Annotated in this window: 12 protein-coding genes and 3 tRNA genes; 6 read left to right on the top strand and 9 right to left on the bottom strand. The window is 65.4% G+C overall.

The genetic code is table 11. The annotated features are described in order from the left end of the window. Positions 1 to 117 precede the first annotated feature (117 nt). Positions 118 to 861 (bottom strand): 23S rRNA (guanosine(2251)-2'-O)-methyltransferase RlmB, encoded by a 744-nt coding sequence (gene rlmB, locus AC56LU_RS10805; protein ID WP_497175596.1) that lies wholly within the window; start codon positions 859 to 861, stop codon positions 118 to 120. 3 nt (positions 862 to 864) lie between these two features. Next, entirely contained in the window at positions 865 to 3,468 is a 2,604-nt protein-coding gene (gene rnr / locus AC56LU_RS10800; protein WP_497175595.1) for a ribonuclease R, read from the bottom strand. A 355-nt stretch (positions 3,469 to 3,823) separates the two neighbouring features. Here rnr and AC56LU_RS10795 point away from each other — a divergent pair. The 5 genes from AC56LU_RS10795 to phaP all read left to right on the top strand — a co-directional run bounded on the left by AC56LU_RS10795 (position 3,824) and on the right by phaP (position 7,369). Then, a tRNA-Leu gene (locus AC56LU_RS10795) sits at positions 3,824 to 3,908 on the top strand. 98 nt (positions 3,909 to 4,006) lie between these two features. Further along, a tRNA-Leu gene (locus AC56LU_RS10790) sits at positions 4,007 to 4,091 on the top strand. 97 nt (positions 4,092 to 4,188) lie between these two features. Then, positions 4,189 to 4,273, top strand: a tRNA-Leu gene (locus AC56LU_RS10785). A 298-nt stretch (positions 4,274 to 4,571) separates the two neighbouring features. Then, positions 4,572 to 6,476 (top strand): hypothetical protein, encoded by a 1,905-nt coding sequence (locus tag AC56LU_RS10780; protein ID WP_497175594.1) that lies wholly within the window; start codon positions 4,572 to 4,574, stop codon positions 6,474 to 6,476. 335 nt (positions 6,477 to 6,811) lie between these two features. Beyond that, entirely contained in the window at positions 6,812 to 7,369 is a 558-nt protein-coding gene (gene phaP / locus AC56LU_RS10775; protein ID WP_497175593.1) for a TIGR01841 family phasin, read from the top strand. Positions 7,370 to 7,445: 76 nt separating this feature from the next. On the opposite strand, the gene tssA is transcribed toward phaP, so the two are convergent. The 7 genes from tssA to AC56LU_RS10740 all read right to left on the bottom strand — a co-directional run bounded on the left by tssA (position 7,446) and on the right by AC56LU_RS10740 (position 14,938). After that, positions 7,446 to 8,450 (bottom strand): type VI secretion system protein TssA, encoded by a 1,005-nt coding sequence (tssA, locus tag AC56LU_RS10770; protein WP_497175592.1) that lies wholly within the window; start codon positions 8,448 to 8,450, stop codon positions 7,446 to 7,448. Positions 8,451 to 8,459: 9 nt separating this feature from the next. Next, positions 8,460 to 11,105, bottom strand: coding sequence for a type VI secretion system ATPase TssH (tssH, locus tag AC56LU_RS10765; RefSeq protein ID WP_497175591.1), 2,646 nt, complete (start codon positions 11,103 to 11,105; stop codon positions 8,460 to 8,462). A gap of 47 nt (positions 11,106 to 11,152) precedes the next feature. Continuing rightward, the gene (gene tssE, locus AC56LU_RS10760) at positions 11,153 to 11,632 is read right to left on the bottom strand and encodes a type VI secretion system baseplate subunit TssE (RefSeq protein WP_497175590.1); all 480 of its coding nucleotides are present in this window, start codon (positions 11,630 to 11,632) and stop codon (positions 11,153 to 11,155) included. Between the two features lie 108 nt (positions 11,633 to 11,740). Beyond that, entirely contained in the window at positions 11,741 to 12,232 is a 492-nt protein-coding gene (locus tag AC56LU_RS10755) for an Hcp family type VI secretion system effector (RefSeq protein ID WP_497175589.1), read from the bottom strand. A 41-nt stretch (positions 12,233 to 12,273) separates the two neighbouring features. Next, positions 12,274 to 13,773, bottom strand: a complete 1,500-nt coding sequence (tssC, locus tag AC56LU_RS10750) for a type VI secretion system contractile sheath large subunit (RefSeq protein WP_497175588.1) — start codon at positions 13,771 to 13,773, stop codon at positions 12,274 to 12,276. Position 13,774: 1 nt separating this feature from the next. Then, positions 13,775 to 14,287: a type VI secretion system contractile sheath small subunit gene (gene tssB, locus AC56LU_RS10745; protein WP_497175587.1), complete on the bottom strand. Its 513-nt coding sequence runs from the start codon at positions 14,285 to 14,287 to the stop codon at positions 13,775 to 13,777. Between the two features lie 54 nt (positions 14,288 to 14,341). Then, positions 14,342 to 14,938 (bottom strand): tetratricopeptide repeat protein, encoded by a 597-nt coding sequence (locus tag AC56LU_RS10740; protein ID WP_497175586.1) that lies wholly within the window; start codon positions 14,936 to 14,938, stop codon positions 14,342 to 14,344. Positions 14,939 to 15,137: 199 nt separating this feature from the next. Between AC56LU_RS10740 and tssJ the strand changes: the two genes are divergently transcribed. After that, positions 15,138 to 15,701, top strand: coding sequence for a type VI secretion system lipoprotein TssJ (gene tssJ / locus AC56LU_RS10735; protein ID WP_497175585.1), 564 nt, complete (start codon positions 15,138 to 15,140; stop codon positions 15,699 to 15,701).

Below are 15,701 nucleotides of genomic sequence, written 5' to 3'. Positions count from 1 at the left end.
TTGGATGGTAGCGTATGTTTACCGGGTTTGCTTGGAGCGGGGGGGAATGGTTGCGCTAGAGGTGCGCAACGGAATTGGGTTCCCACCTACGCGGGAACCCAATTTACTAGCGCAGAGTTAGCCTTCGCGCGCGATGCGCTGGCGGCGCGCCTCGTACAGGCACACGCCCGAGGCCACCGATACGTTCAGGCTCTCGACCGAACCGAACATCGGGATATTGACCAGGAGGTCGCAGGTTTCGCGCGTCAGGCGGCGCATGCCCTCGCCTTCCGAGCCCATCACCAGTGCTGTCGGGCCGGTGAAGTCGGCTTCGTACAGGCCCTTGTCGGCGTCGTCCGAGGTGCCGATCAGCCAGATGCCCCGGTCTTTCAGTTCGCGCATGGTGCGCGCCAGGTTGGTCACCGTGATGTAGGGCACGGTCTCGGCCGCACCGCTCGCGACTTTCGCTGCGGTGGCGTTCAGGCCGACCGCGCGGTCTTTCGGGACGATCACGGCATGTGCGCCGACGCCGTCGGCCACGCGCAGGCAGGCGCCCAGGTTGTGCGGGTCGGTGATGCCGTCCAGGATCAGCAGCAGCGGCGGACCTTCAATCGCATCGAGCAGCTCGTCGAGGTTGCGCGCCAGCGCCAGCTGGCTGGCGAAGGCGATCACGCCCTGGTGACGGCGGGTGCCGACGATCTTGTCGAGACGCGCGGCCTCGACCGGCATTACGCGCACGCCCGCCTCTTTCGCATTGGCGATCAGGGCCTTCATGCGGGCGTCATTGCGCTCGGCGTCGACAAAGATCTCTTCCACCGATTGGGCTTCGTGGCGCAGACGCGAGGTCACCGCGTGGAACCCGAATAGCATTTTATTTTTCATGTATTACTGTTTCTTCCTGCTGGTTTTGGATGCGGCGGGCTTGGAGTCGAACGTCTTGGCCACCGCTTTGGTTGCTGGTGCGCTCTGCGTCGCACGCTTGGTTGGTGTCTTGCTGGCGGTCTTGGCCGCGGTTTTGGCCGATGCTTTCGGCTCCGGCATGGCGACAGCCTTGGCCGCGGCCTTGCGGGCGCTGCGCGGCGGCGGCACGAAGACCACGTCTTCTTCCACCTCGCCGGCTTCCACTTCGGCGCTAACGTAGCGCGACGCTTCCACCGGCGCAGGAGCGCCTTTGCCCTTGCCCTTGCGGCCTTTCGGCGCCTTGCCTTCCATGGCCTCGATCGCCGCCTGGCGGGCGCGTTCCATCGGCGCCGGAATGCTAGGCGCGGCCTCGCCCAGCACCAGGTCGATCTTGCGCGCCTCGAGGTCGACCTTTGCCACCTTGACGGTGACCTTGCTGGTCAGCTTGTAGACCTGGCCGCTGCGCTCGCCGCGCAGTTCGTGGCGCGCCTCGTCGTACTGGAAGTAGTCGGTGCCCAGGCCGCTGATGTGCACCAGGCCCTCGACGTAGAGCTGGTCGAGCGTGACGAAGATGCCGAACGGGGTCACGCCCGTCACGGTGCCGGTGAAGTCTTCGCCCAGCTTGTCCTGCATGAAGTAGCACTTCAGCCAGTTCTCGACATCGCGCGAGGCTTCGTCGGCGCGGCGCTCGTTGGCCGAGCAGTGCACGCCCAACGCATCCCAGATGGTCAGGTCTTTCTCGTTTTTCTTGGTGCCGGCAGCCTTGTCCTTCGCCGCCTGCTTGCGCGCCGAGTTCGAGATGGTCGTGTTCAGCTTGCCCAGCTCGATGCCCTTCGGCTCGTACTTCTTGCCGAGCAGGATGGCCTTGATGGCACGGTGGGTCAGCAGGTCGGGGTAGCGGCGGATCGGGCTGGTGAAGTGGGCGTAGGCCTCGTAGGCCAGGCCGAAGTGGCCGACGTTGTCCGGGCTGTAGACGGCCTGCTGCATCGAGCGCAGTAGCATGGTCTGCAGCAGGCCGGCGTCCGGACGCTCCTTGATCCTCTGCATGACCTCGGCGTAGTCCTTTGCGGTCGGCTTGGCGCCGCCGCCCAGGTTCAGGCCGACCAGCTTCAGGAAAGTGCGCAGCTGCAGCAGCTTCTCCTCGGTCGGGGTACCGTGGATGCGGAAGGTGCCCGGGTGCTTGTGGCGGATGAGCAGGTCGGCCGCGCACACGTTGGCGGCCAGCATGCACTCTTCGATGAGGCGGTGCGCATCGTTGCGGGTGCGCGGGATGATCTTCTCGATCTTGCCCACGGCATTGCAGACGATGTAGGTCTCGGTGGTCTCGAAGTCGATCGCGCCGCGCTCCTGGCGCGCCCTCAAGAGGGCGCGGAACGCTTCGTTCAGGTGCAGCAGGTGCGGCACGATGCCGGGCCGGCGCTGGGCTTCCGGACCGCCCGTGTTGCCGAGGATCTCGGCAACCTCGTTGTAGGTCAGGCGCGCGGCCGAGTGCATCACGGCCGGGTAGAACTGGTAAGCCGTGACTTCGCCATCTTCGGTGACGACCATGTCGCACACCAGGGTGCAGCGGTCGACCGCCGGGTTCAGCGAACACAGGCCGTTGGACAGCTTCTCGGGCAGCATCGGGATTACGCGGCGCGGGAAGTAGACCGAGGTGCTGCGCTCGATCGCATCTTCGTCGAGCGCGTCGTTCGGCTTGACGTAGTGGCTGACGTCGGCGATCGCCACCAGCAGGCGGTAGCCACGCACGCCGCCGACCGTGACCGGCTCGCAGTAGACCGCATCGTCGAAGTCGCGCGCGTCTTCGCCGTCGATGGTCACCAGCGGCACGTCGCGCAGGTCGACGCGGTCGCGCAGGTCGGCGTCCACCACTTCGTTCGGCAGGCGGTTGGCCTGCTTCAGCGCCGCTGCCGAGAACACGTGCGGCACGCCGAACTTGCGCACCGCGATCTCGATTTCCATGCCCGGATCATCCAGCTCGCCGAGCACTTCGACGATCCTGCCGGTGGGCTGCTGGAAGCGCGATGGCTGCTCGATCAGTTCGACGCTCACCACCTGCCCCGCCTTGGCCTTGCCCGGGCCGCCCGACACCAGCACGTCCTGGCTGATGCGGATGTCTTCGGGCGAGACGATCCAGACGCCGCCTTCGTTCATCAGGCGGCCGATCAGGTGGGTGTTGGCGCGCTGGGTCACTTCGACGATCGTGCCTTCGAGGCGGCCGCGGCGGTCGGTGCCGGTGACGCGTGCGCGCACGCGGTCGCCATTGAGCACCTTGTTCATTTCCTTGTCGTTCAGGAACAGGTCGTCGCCGCCCTCGTCCGGAATGACGAAGCCGTAGCCGTCGCGGTGCGCGCTGACGCGCCCAAGGATGAAACCGGACTGGTCGGCGAGCAGATAGGCGCCGCCGACGTCGCCACGGATCTGGCCGTCGCGCTCCATCGCGTTCAGCCGGCGGCCGAGTACTTCCTGGGCGGCGGGCTTGACCTTCAGGGTACGCGCCAGTTCGGCCGCACCGAGCGGGCCCTTGGCATTGCGGAAGACGGCGAGGATTTCCTCGCGGCTAGGAATGGTATGAGTAGGTTGCTTCAAGTCGTTTTCTTATTTCTCTTAGTGATGGCTTAGTGATCGGCATCGCAGCTGCGGCAAACCCGGACAGGGCGGCGCCGGTTGATTGACACCTTGACAGGCGTAGTGTAACGGAGAGGCGGGGGATTCGCCTAACATGTGCAGTGAAGCGTGCTCCGGGGATTTCCCGCGAACGCCCGTGTTGGGTCTTTGACTTTTGAAATCCTTCCGCTATAATCTCGGTCTCTTCAGCAAGGGCCGCAAGCTTGAGCGAGAGAGAAAGCAGTAGCAGGAAGTGCGTCGGACGCCGGGATCGAACGAAAGTTGATCTAGCGAAAAATGCCAAAGCCTGATATTGTAGCAGAGTTAGCAGTTCAGTGCCCACGTGGCGGAATTGGTAGACGCGCATGGTTCAGGTCCATGTGCCGCGAGGTGTGGGGGTTCGAGTCCCTCCGTGGGCACCACTCTACCGGAAGTACTCCGCAGCAGTACCGTAGGCCCGGCGGGTTTCCCGCCGGTGCGGAATGCGGCGTAGTTGATAGCAGTATCGAAGTTGTAACATGCCCACGTGGCGGAATTGGTAGACGCGCATGGTTCAGGTCCATGTGCCGCGAGGTGTGGGGGTTCGAGTCCCTCCGTGGGCACCATAGAATTCCGTAGAAGTATGCAGTATCGTAGGCCCGGCGGGTTTCCCGCCGGTGCGGAAGCTGGAGTAGTTGATAGCAGTATCGAAGTAGCATCAGTGCCCACGTGGCGGAATTGGTAGACGCGCATGGTTCAGGTCCATGTGCCGCGAGGTGTGGGGGTTCGAGTCCCTCCGTGGGCACCAAACTCTACCGGGACGCATAGTCCGAGGACCTCAGGTCCCGCAAAACGCCGTAAGCTTTGAAAAAGGCTTACGGCGTTTTGCGTTAACCCTCCTTCCAGCGCTGCGTTCGCCTCCTTCAGCAGGCCGATCGGTTTCCTGCCTGTATTGTCTTCTCCTCTTGCTCGCTCCGAGCGCTGTCATTGAGCGCAATCCAAGGCCGCCGCCGCATCGCGCGCTACGGTCACTCATGCCGAGTCCGCTTAATGGTCCAGACATCGGTCCACGCGTTGCGGCCGTCGCCGCCTACGGAGATGACATCATGAAATCAAGCAACGACAATGCATCAGGCAATCACAAGCCTCGTCATGAAGGCGCGTGCGCCATCAACATCCGGATCAAGAACAGCGGCACCATCAACATCTATAACTGCTCCGGGTCACCGCCGCCCGAGCCGCCGTGCGCGCCGCCGCCCGACGACAAGCCCTGCCCGCCCGACGTTCCCGGCGCCTGCGTGCCGCCCTCGCTCGGCGCCAAGCCCAAGCAAAGCCTGCGCAACAAGCTCGACCGGCTGCTCGCCAACAACCTGGTGCCGAGCACGCTCGGCGCCGCTTTCTTCCACCTGACGCGCCGCTACCTGGCGGGCAAGACGCCTGCCAATGCGCTCGAAGAACGCGGCTTCGCCACCCTGCGCGGATTGCCGGCGGAGCTGAAACGGGTGCTGGCCTGCGCCAACGATTCGCTCGACTCCCTCACCGCGGGCGAGCGCGAGCGCCTGATCGCGACTGGTTTGCTGCCCGCCGTCGACCAGCCGATTAATCTTGAGCAATTGTCGGTGGGCTTCGCCCAGGAGATCGCGGACCGCGTCGGCGTGCAGGCCTTCGGCGATGCGGCCTGCGCCACCCAGGAACATCCGGGCCGGGTGCGGGTGCGGCCCTACATCCCGGGCGAGGAGAACTTCGATCCCCTGGTGCGGATCTGCCGCGTCAATGGCCTGCGCACCAGCTATTTCACGCCGCCCCTTTCGGCGGGTGAATACACGCCGGACGAAGTGCAGCAGCGTTGCCGCGTGATCCTGGAGGGCAATGTACCGAAACAGGTATGCGACGTGCAGACCACCGATTGCCCCGGCAACACGGTGGCCGGGGCCTGCCAGCGCGTGCTCGAGATCGAGGCCGGCCAGGGCATGCTGCTGGAGGGCGTGAACTTTTCCAGCGTCGATGCGACGGTGCGGATATTCGCCAGGGCCACCCCGGAAACGGTGCTGCGCGAGGTCCCGGCCCAGGTCTGCGGCGATGACGAAACCCCGCTCACCGAGCGCATCGGCGACCAGGACCGCCTCATCCTCGATTGCCGCGTGCACGACCGCCTCAGCTTCCAGGTGCCGGCCGACCTCTCTCCGGGCGTGTATGGATTCCAGGTCGCGGTGCCCAACCTCAGCACCCACCCCGGCCATGGGCCGGTGCTGCTGTCGAACACCGAGTACATCGGCGTCGCCACGCCGTCGACGGCGCGCTTCCAGATCCGCAGCGAATCCCTGCATGCGCGCGCCGAAACCTCGCCGGCCTCGTTCGGCTCGGACGAAGTCGGCCTCCGGATCCTGGCGCTGCCGCTGTTTCCCGACCTGAGCTCCGGCGAGGCGCAGTTGCCCAATGGCGGCGAGCCGATCCGTTTCGGCGACGTCGACAGCGGCGAGACCCGCGCCATGGACCACCTGCTGTTCTCGCACGGGCAGCCGATCCTGGGCGCCGCGCTGTCGATCAGGGGCTTCGAGATCGATGGCGAAGAGGCCTTCGAACAGCAGATCGAGAGCACGCTTGACGCCTTCATCGCCATCCTGAAAGACCAGCTGGCATTCGTCATGGACCACCTCAAGGAGGCCGGACAGATCGCAGCGAAGCTGGCCAGCTACGGCCTGAAGGGACTGATTGCCGCCGCCATCGCGGCCGCGGTGGTGGTGGCGATCGATGTGTTCGTCGCCTTGTGGGCGCCGGCCGATCCGATCATCGAGGACATGATCGGCCCGAGCAGCCAGGATCTGGTCGAGTTGACGAATGTCGATGTGGCCATGCCCGCGCCGAGCGAACATATCACGCCGCAAGGGATCAGGGTCAGGGTGACGCCGCTCGACAAGATTCCCGGCCAGTATCGCGAGCGGCGCGAGTACATCAGCGACGACGAAGACAGCCGTTACGAGATCGTGCTGCGTTACACCCGCGTGGCATAGGCCCCGCGGCCCTGCGTGAAGGAAATTGGAACGCTGCTTGACTTGTGCCGAGATGCGGGTAAGCTCGGCAGCTCATGAAGCATTTCATTCTCCTTCTCGCGGTGGGCCTGGCGGCCCATGTCGCCCTTGCCGGTCCTGCGCCCTATTACCAATGGCGCAGCAAATTGAATGGCGCGACTGCATGTTCTCAAACGCCCCTGGGTCCGGGCTGGGAAAAATCTGCCGGACCCTACCGGGACGCGCGTTGCGAAAAACCCATTGTTGCTAAATAATGGGGTGCAAGCCGCAGCTAATTCGAACCTTTGTCCGATTATTCCAATACTGAGGAGACACCGATGTTTACGAGTCCGGAACAGTTCGCCAATGCCACCAAGACCCTGTTCGACCTGCAGATGCAGACCTTCAACACCCTCGCCGATAAAACGGTGAAGGGCGTGGAGCAGGTGGTGGCGCTGAACATGAATGCAGCAAGGAGTTCGATGGCAGGCTCCATCGCCGCCAGCCAGGAGATGGCAAAAGGAATGGCGGGCGGTGGCGACCCGAAAGCGGCGATCGCCGCACTGCATGCACGCATGCAGCCGGGCGCAGCCGGCGCCGCGGAATACCGGGAGCAACTGCAATCCATTATCGAGGAAATGCACCAGGAATTCCGCCAGGCCGCCGACACCCATGTGGCCGAAGCCAAGAGCACCCTGTCGGCCCTGATCTACGACGTGACGCAGAACGTCAAGCCAGGTTCCGAGAACGCGGTCGAGATCATCAAGACCGCGATCGACAATGCCTTCAAGGGTTATGAGCAGGTAACCCAGGCGACGCGCCAGGCGGTGCAGACCGTGGAGGCGCAGATTGCAAAAGCCTCGTCGATGGTTCAGCCGGGCATGCAGAAATCCTGATGACCGTGGGTGGACGGCTCCGTCGTCCACCCCGTGAAAGAAAATTTCATTGTTGCCGCAAGAATGAAATTTTCTTTCAGCCTGCTTCCTTGTCAATCCCCAGCAGTTCCTCCAGCCTCGCCAGCGAGGCTTCCTCCTTGATCACCGAACGCAGCCAGGCGTGCAGTGGCTGTTCGCCCCAGCGCGCCGCTTTGTCCGCCAGGTAGGCGACCGGGCTGTGCGGCTCGGTGCGGCGGAAGAACTCGGCCACGCCGCGCAACTGGGCCAGGGCCTGTTCGCGGCTTTGCAGCGGACCTTCCAGCACCCGGAGCGGCGCCCCGGATACGACCGCGACCGGCAGCACCGGCGCCGCGCCCGCTACCGGCGCCACTTGTGCGGATGGCGCCGAGGGCGGCGCCACCATGTCGGCAAAGTCGCGCAAAGCCGCGCGCCCGGCGCCGAAGCCCGGACCGTCGGCGCCGAGCCGCTCGTCGACGATCCGCTCCAGCTCCGCCAGCGCCGCCAGGCAGTGTTCCGCGTCCTGCGCCAGCGCCTGGCGCGCAGCCACCGGTATTTTCGCCCGCAGCGCTTCCAGCTCGGCTACCGCCTCGGCCCCACGTGCGCGCGCCGCCTCCCACGCCATCATGCTCAGGCCCGCGGCGGCCGGCACTTCCTTCACCAGCGGCGCGATGCGGGCGGCGATCCAGGCCAGGTTGCCGATGCGGCGCTCGTGGCCATCCTCGTCGGGCAGCGGATGCACCCCCTCCCAATACTGCGCGCACAGGGCCGCCAGCAGGCGCAGGCCGGCGGCCAGGCCCGCCAGTCGGTCGGTCCTGGCCGCCGCTTCGGCCAGCCAGACCGCCAGCTGCAAGTCCTTGCTGCGGCTTTCCATCAGCTCGGTGCAGCGCCTGGCGACGAACTTCCAGTCCGCCTCCTTCAAGGTCGTCACCCAGGCGCCCTGCTCGATCGACGGATCATCGGCCTGGCGCGCGCGGTTGATGGCGTCGAACTCGGGCGAGAACGCGAGGTCCTCGCCGCAGGGCTGGTCCGCGCTGATCGGGACCAGGCATTGATCGAAATGCAGCATCGCGATATTCAGCATCGTCTTTCCTTATTCGATCGCGTACTTGAACTTGCCGGCCTTGGTCGCCCCCACCTTGACCCGGGCGATCGCGCCGCCCTCGGCCATGCGCGCCAGCACGCTGTCGGCGATCTCGGGCAGCAGCGTGCCGTTCAGGATGTTGTCGACGTTGCGCGCCCCCGAATCGACCTCGGTGCAGCGGCTCAGCACCGCCGACACCAGCGCGTCGTCGTACTCGAAGCGCGCGCGGTGGTTGTCCATCACCCGCGCCTTGATGCGGTCGAGCTTGAGCTTGATGATGTCGGTGAGCACCTCGTCGCGGATCGGATAGAAGGGCACGACCGCCAGGCGCCCCAGGAAGGCGGGCTTGAAGTGCTTCATCAGCTGGGGGCGGATCAGCTCCGCCAGCTGCTCGGGCGCCGGCACCTCGTCCAGCGGCTTGTTCAGGCAGGCCCCCATCATCTGGCTCGACCCCACGTTGGAGGTCAGGATGATGATCGTGTTGCGGAAGTCGATCTGGCGTCCTTCGGCGTCGTCCAGCACGCCCTTGTCGAAGACCTGGAAGAACAACTCGAGCACGTCGGGATGGGCCTTTTCCACCTCGTCGAGCAACACCACGCTGTAGGGATTGCGGCGCACCGCCTCGGTCAGCACCCCGCCTTCGCCATAGCCCACATAGCCCGGCGGCGAGCCTTTCAGGCTTGATACGCTGTGCGCCTCCTGGTATTCGCTCATGTTGATGGTGACCAGCTTGCGCTCGCCGCCGTACAGGATGTCGGCCAGCGCCAGCGCGGTCTCGGTCTTGCCCACGCCCGAGGTGCCGACGAACAGGAACACGCCCTTCGGCTTGTTCGGGTCGTCCAGGTTGGCGCGCGCCGTGCGCACCCGCTGGGCCACCGCCTGGCTGGCGTGCGACTGGCCCAGGATGCGTTCGTCCAGCATGGCCTGCAGCTTGATCACCGTCTTGAGCTCGTCCTTGACCATGCGGCCCAGCGGGATGCCGGTCCAGCTGGCGACGATCTCGGCCACCGTGTGGCCGTCCACCTGCACCGGCACCAGCGGCGATTCGCCCTGCAGGCTGCGCAGCCGGTCGATCCGGGCGCGCAGCTCGCTCGCGTCCTGCGTTGTTCCCTCCTCCAATGCGGTGCGCATCTCGCCGATCTCGAGGGCGATCCTTTGCTCCTCGTTCCAGCGCTGCTGCAGGCCGATGCGCTCATCAAGCAGCGCGGCGCGGCGCTGGCGCAGCTCCGCCAGCTTGTCCTCGTGGCCGCCGCCGGCATTCGCCTCGCGCTGCAGCGACGCCGCCTGCGCATCGATGCGCTCGATCGTGCGGGTGCAGTCTTCCAGCGCGGCCGGTGTCGCGCTTCTGCCCAGCGCCACCTTGGCGCAGGCGGTATCGAGCACGCTGATCGCCTTGTCCGGCAGCTGGCGGCCGCTGATGTAGCGGTGCGACAGGCGGACCGCCTCGGTGACGGCGTCATCGAAGATGCGCACCTTGAAGTGGCTCTCCATCAGCGGCGCCATGGCGCGCAGCATGGCGCAGGCGGTCGGCTCGTCCGGCTCCTCGACCTTGATCACCTGGAAGCGCCGGGCCAGGGCGGCGTCTTTTTCGAAATACTTCTTGTACTCGCCCCAGGTGGTGGCGGCGATGGTGCGCAGTTCGCCGCGCGCCAGTGCCGGCTTGAGCAGGTTGGCGGCATCGTTCTGGCCGGCGGCGCCGCCGGCGCCGATCATGGTGTGAGCCTCGTCGATGAACAGGATGATCGCGTGCGGGCTCTTTTTTACCTCGTCGATCACGTTCTTCAGGCGGTTCTCGAATTCGCCCTTGACGCTGGCGCCGGCCTGCAGCAGGCCCATGTCGAGCGTGTGGATCTCGACGCCTTTCAACACGTCGGGCACGTCGCCTTGCGCGATGCGCAGCGCCAGGCCTTCGACCACGGCGGTCTTGCCGACGCCGGCCTCGCCGGTCAGGATCGGGTTGTTCTGGCGCCGCCGCATCAGGATGTCGATGGCCTGGCGGATCTCCGGGTCGCGCCCGATCACCGGGTCGACCCGGCCGTCGCGCGCGCGTCCGGTCAGGCAAGTGGTGTACTGGTCCAGCGCGGGCGTGGCGCGTGCCGGGCCGGCGGCGATCTCGTCGGCCGCATCGCCTGCCGTTTCAAGCTGCGGCGCCATCGCCACGGCCTGCGCCTCCTGCGAGCCGCGCGTGATCTTCTGGAACTCGTGCTTCAGGCGGTCGATCGGGAACTTGCGGAACAAGGGCGAGGCGCGCAGCGCCAGCTGCGACAGGGAAGGTTCGGTGAGCAGCGCCAGCAGCAGGTGCCCGCTGCGGATCTGGTTCTGCTGGCTAGGGGCCGGCGTGCCCAGCGAGGCGATCAGCCAGGCGTGCTCGAACAGCACCGGCAGGTGGCGCGAGAACACCGGGGTGCGCGCGCTGCCGGTGGCGAAGCGCTTGATCTCGTTGCGCAAATCGGTCTCCAGGCCTGTCAGGCTGATGTCGCAGCCCTGGGCGATCACGCACAGGTCGCTGCCCGGCTGTTCGATCAGGCCCAGGAACAGGTGCTCGATCTCGACCTCGTACTGCCCCAGGCCGACGCAGATCGAGGCGGCCCGCGTGGCGGCGGCGCGGGTGGTGTCGTTCAGCTTGCCGATCAGGGTCTTGAGATTGATGTCCATCGTGACGCATCCTTGTAGTGTGTAGAGGGATAAGCCCGGGCTGGCGGCTAGCCGCTTGTCCGGGCCTTGCGCTTGACCGCATAGTGCAGCGACGAAGGCTGCAGCACCGCATTGAAGTTCACCGGCTCGCAGCTGGCCGGCAGGCCGAGGCGGGCATGGATGATGAAGCTGAGGCGGTTGACGCTGCCCGGCACCGCCTCCAGCGTGGCCGTGACCTCGCGCAGGCGCGGTTCATGGGCTTCGATCGCATCCTGGATACTGGCGCAGACGGCGGCGCGATCAAGGCTGCTGGTGAGGCAGTAGCCGGCGAAGTCCTGCAGCCCGTAGTGCAGCATGGACGCACGCGCTTCCGGGTAGGGATTCAGGATGGCCGGATCGAAGGCCAGGCGCGTGTTGAGCAGCGCTTCGAGGTCGCGCGCCACGCTGTCCTTGAGCTGCTCGCTGGTCAAGGACAGCGTGGCGCCCTTGCCGGCGTCCGGGCGCTCGTCCATGAGGCGGTCCAGCAGGCCCGGCTTGAAGCCCTTCATGCTCCCTCCGCCGATCGGAAACAAGTGGAAATAATGCGCGCGGCGCCGCGAAGTCAACGCGTGCGCCGCGCGTGGTGGGGTTGCCGTCCCGGGAGTCCCCGGCCGGCGTCAGACGACCTTGTTGGCCGCCAGGTCCCAGCCGCCCGAGGTGTTGCCGCCCGAGCCGCCGCCGATCTTCTGCTGGGTGTACTTGTACTTGATCTTCGAGAATTTCAGGCCGACCTCCTCCTGGATGATGCTGCCCTCGGCGACGTTCGGCTTGACCGCGCCGATCAGGACGTTCTCCAGTTCGATCTCGAAGTACTTCACGCGCTCGCCCTGGCCGTCGGCGCGCATGAATTCCAGCTTGGCCTTGGGGATCGTCTTGCCGGCCGCGCAGGTTTGCAGCAGGATCGGCGAGGACAGGTCGGCCAGCTTCCTGAACGAGATCTCCTCATGCTCGCAGCGTTCCGCGGTGTGGCCGCCGCCGGTCGATGCGGTGGCCGAGCGCGGCTGCTTCACCCCCCAGTCCACGGCAAGGCACTCGATCCAGTCCTTGTGCTTGTCGTCCATCGACTCGCCTTTGATGCCATCGATCTGCAGGTAAACGTCAATTGCCATGTTCTACTCCATTCAAGTTGAAAAGGACTGCTCGGCTAAACTCATGCACTGGTCGACTGCGGCAGCTCCGCGACCAGTCGGAGCGAAACGGACAGCTCGTCGAGCTGGAAGTGCGGACGCAGGAAGGACACCGCGCGGTACACGCCGGGGCGGCCCGCTACCTCCGACACCTGCACGCTGGCTTCGCGCAGCGGGAACTGGGCCTTCTGGTCCTGGCTCGCGTTGTCGTCCAGGAGCACATATTGGGTTAACCAGCGATTGAGGTAATCCTCTACATTCGAGACGGCGGCGAAGCTGCCGATCTTGTCGCGCATCATGGCCTTCATGTAGTGGGCGATGCGCGAGACCGCGAAGATGTACTGCAGCTGCGAAGACAGCACGGCGTTGGCGTTGGCCGCCTCGTTGTTGTACTTCTTCGCCTTCTGCGCCGACTGGGCGCCGAAGAAGGCCGCGTACGAGGTGTTCTTGCAATGCACCAGCGAGATGAAGCCGAGGTCCGACAACTCCTTCTCGCGGCGGTCGGTGATGGCCAGCTCGGTCGGGCACTTGAGCGCCACCTCGCCTTCGTCGGTCTTGAAAGTGTGGGCCGGCAGGTTCTCCACCAGGCCGCCCCCCTCCACGCCGCGGATCGCCGCGCACCAGCCGTAGTCCTCGAAGGCCTTGGTCAGCTTCGAGGCAAACGCGTAGGCCGCGTTACACCACAAGTACTTCTGGTGATCGCTCCCGTCCACGTCCTCGACGTAGTTGAAACCTTCGGTGGTCATGCCGTCGGCCGGATGGTAAGGCAGGCGCCCCAGGAAGCGCGGCAGCGTCAGGCCGACGTAGCGCGCATCTTCCGATTCGCGGAAGGCCTTCCACTTGGCGTATTCGACGGTGTCGAATACCTTGGCCAGGTCGCGCGGCTTGCCCAGGTCGCCGAAGCTGTCGATGCCGAACAGTTCCGGCCCGCTTGATGTGATGAAGGGCGCGTGGCTGGCGGCGGCCACGTGCGACATCTGCTCGAGGAAGTAGATGTCCTCGGGCTGGCGCGAGATCTCGAAGTCGCCTATCAGGGTGCCGTAGGGGGCGCCGCCGAAGGTGCCGAATTCTTCTTCGTAGACTTTCTTGAACATGCTGCTCTGGTCGAACTCCAGCGCCGACTGGAAGTCTTTCACCAGCTCGCGCTTGCTGGCGTTGAGCATGCGGACCTGCAGGTTGGCGGAGGTCGCGCTGTTCTTCACCAGGTAATGCAGGCCGGTCCAGCTGCGCTCGAGCTTCTGGAATTCGGGCGCGTGCATCACGCTGGACAACTGGTCGGAGATCATGCGATCCAGCTCGGCCAGGCGCGCATCGATCATGGCGGACAGGTTGTTCGACATGACCATCGTGCCCTGCATGACCTGGGTCACGAGTTCCGAGATGATGTCGCGGGCGCGTTCGTGCTCGCTGCTGGACTTCGCCACTCGGCTCTGCTCGACGATCTGGTCGAGCAGCGAGGCGTCGAGTTCGACCGGAGCTGCCGCTGTCGCGTTACTCTTTGCGGTATCGAGGACTGCCGCCATCTCATGCCTCCCCTTCTGCTTTGCCTTGTTTCTTCAGGCCCGCCAGCTTCTCGGTATTGCCCAGCACTTCGCTGAGGATGTCTTCGAGCTTGTCGTTGCCGGCCAGCTTGTTGCGCAGGTCGGCCAGCTTGGTGCGCGCCTCCAGCAGGCCATTGAGCGGCGCCACCTGGCGCACCACCGACTCGGGCCGGAAGTCATCCATTTCCTTGAACTGCAGCTGCACCGCGAACTGGCCGCCCTCCGGCGACAGGTGGTTGTCGACCTTGAAGCTGGCCACCGGGGCCACCGCCCCCAGCACCTCGTCGAAATTGCCGGCGTCGACATTGACGAATTTCTTGTCCTTCAGGCGCTTCTTCTCGGCCGCGGGGTCCGTGCCGAAGTCGCCCACGACGCCGACGACGAAGGGCAGCTCCTTGTTTTCGATGGCGTCGCCGATCTCGACGTCGTAAGTCATCTGTACGCGCGGCGCGCGCACCTTCTGCAAGCGCTTCTGCACGCTTTCACTCTTGGCCATGTCGACTCCAGGGTTGCGGGGGGATGGAACAGCCGGCGGCGCCGGCCGCGCGGTTTATTTGAGGCCGGCGAAGGGATCCTTGTCGTTGCTGGCGGGCCTGGTCGCCGGCGCCGACTGGGCGGATGCGGTGGACGTCCGCGACCTGGACGGTGCTGCGGACCTGCCCGTCTCGCCTTTTGCGGGAGGGACCAGGACAGGCTCGCCCAGGCTGGTGCGCAGCAGCTTGGCCAGGTCCTGTGCCTCGCTCTTCACGTTGCCGGCCAAGTTGTTCTTGCGTGTCAGGTCGGACAAGGATTTGCTGGCCACGCGCAGCCCGCTGACGGCAATGATGCTGTGGGCCACCGTGTCGTCCGAGTCGCGTTCGAGCGCCTCCTGCGCATTGGTGATCGCTTCGCCATACACGCCGGCATTGAAGCGGATCTGCGCCATCTTCACCCAGGGCCGCTTGTCGACCGGATGGGACCGGCTGGCGGCTTTCATCAAGTTGTAGGCCTTCTCCTCCTGCTTCGCCGCGATTGCGGCGTCGGCCTCGGTAAAGGCCTGTTCCCCTAGCGCTGCCATCGACTTGCTGGAGTCGGCTTTCGGGATGGTCTCGCACCCGGCCAGGGCGGCGGCTCCCAGGATCAAGGGCATCAAGCGTTGGTAGATCATGCTGGTTTTCTCCACGACAGTTAAGCCAGCCACCATTATTCGCACGCCGGTTTTTGCGAAGTTGCGAACTGTCAATCAAAGCCGAGTTCGCTTTCTTTCACACGTTCGCTGCTTGCGCTTGCGCGCGATCACGGCAGCAGCACGCCACTGGGTTTCAATCCGTGCTTGAACCTGCAATCGATGAGCAAAGGAAATGGCGATGAGAAAAATTTTGGCGCTGGCAGTCCTCGGCGCAGCCTGGGTATCGGCCGGCTGTGGCAGCAACGGTCTCGCGAATGCGGCCTTCGAGGCCACCGGACTGCGCAAGCCGCCCGAGCTGCCGGAGGCGCAGAAGCCGTCGCGCAATGTGGCGCTGCGACTGCATGCCTCGCCCAAGCTGAATGTCGACAAGCGCGGCCAGCCGCTCGCGCTCGCGGTACGCCTGTACAAGCTGCGCCAGAAGGACGCGTTCGAGCGGGCGCCCTATTCCGCCTTCCTGAACCCGCAGGCGGAGCGCGAGAACCTGGGTGCGGACCTCGTCGAGGTGCGCGAGATCATGCTGGTGCCGGGCCAGCGCTACGAGATCACGGAAAAGCTCAGCCGCGAAACCAGCCACCTCGCCGTGGTCGCCCTGTTCCAGCGCCCGGCGCAACAGCGCTGGCGCACAACGGCGGCGGCGGCCGACGCCGAGCGCGATGGCTTGAGTATCGGCCTGCATGCCTGCGCCCTCACCGTCGGCGGCAGCAGTCAGTCGGCGACGCTATCTTCTGTGCGCTGTCAATGA

This window comes from Telluria sp. PB2R4, assembly GCF_059685695.1.
Note: the sequence above shows the minus strand (reverse complement) of the source record. Positions and strands in the feature narration are given on the sequence as shown.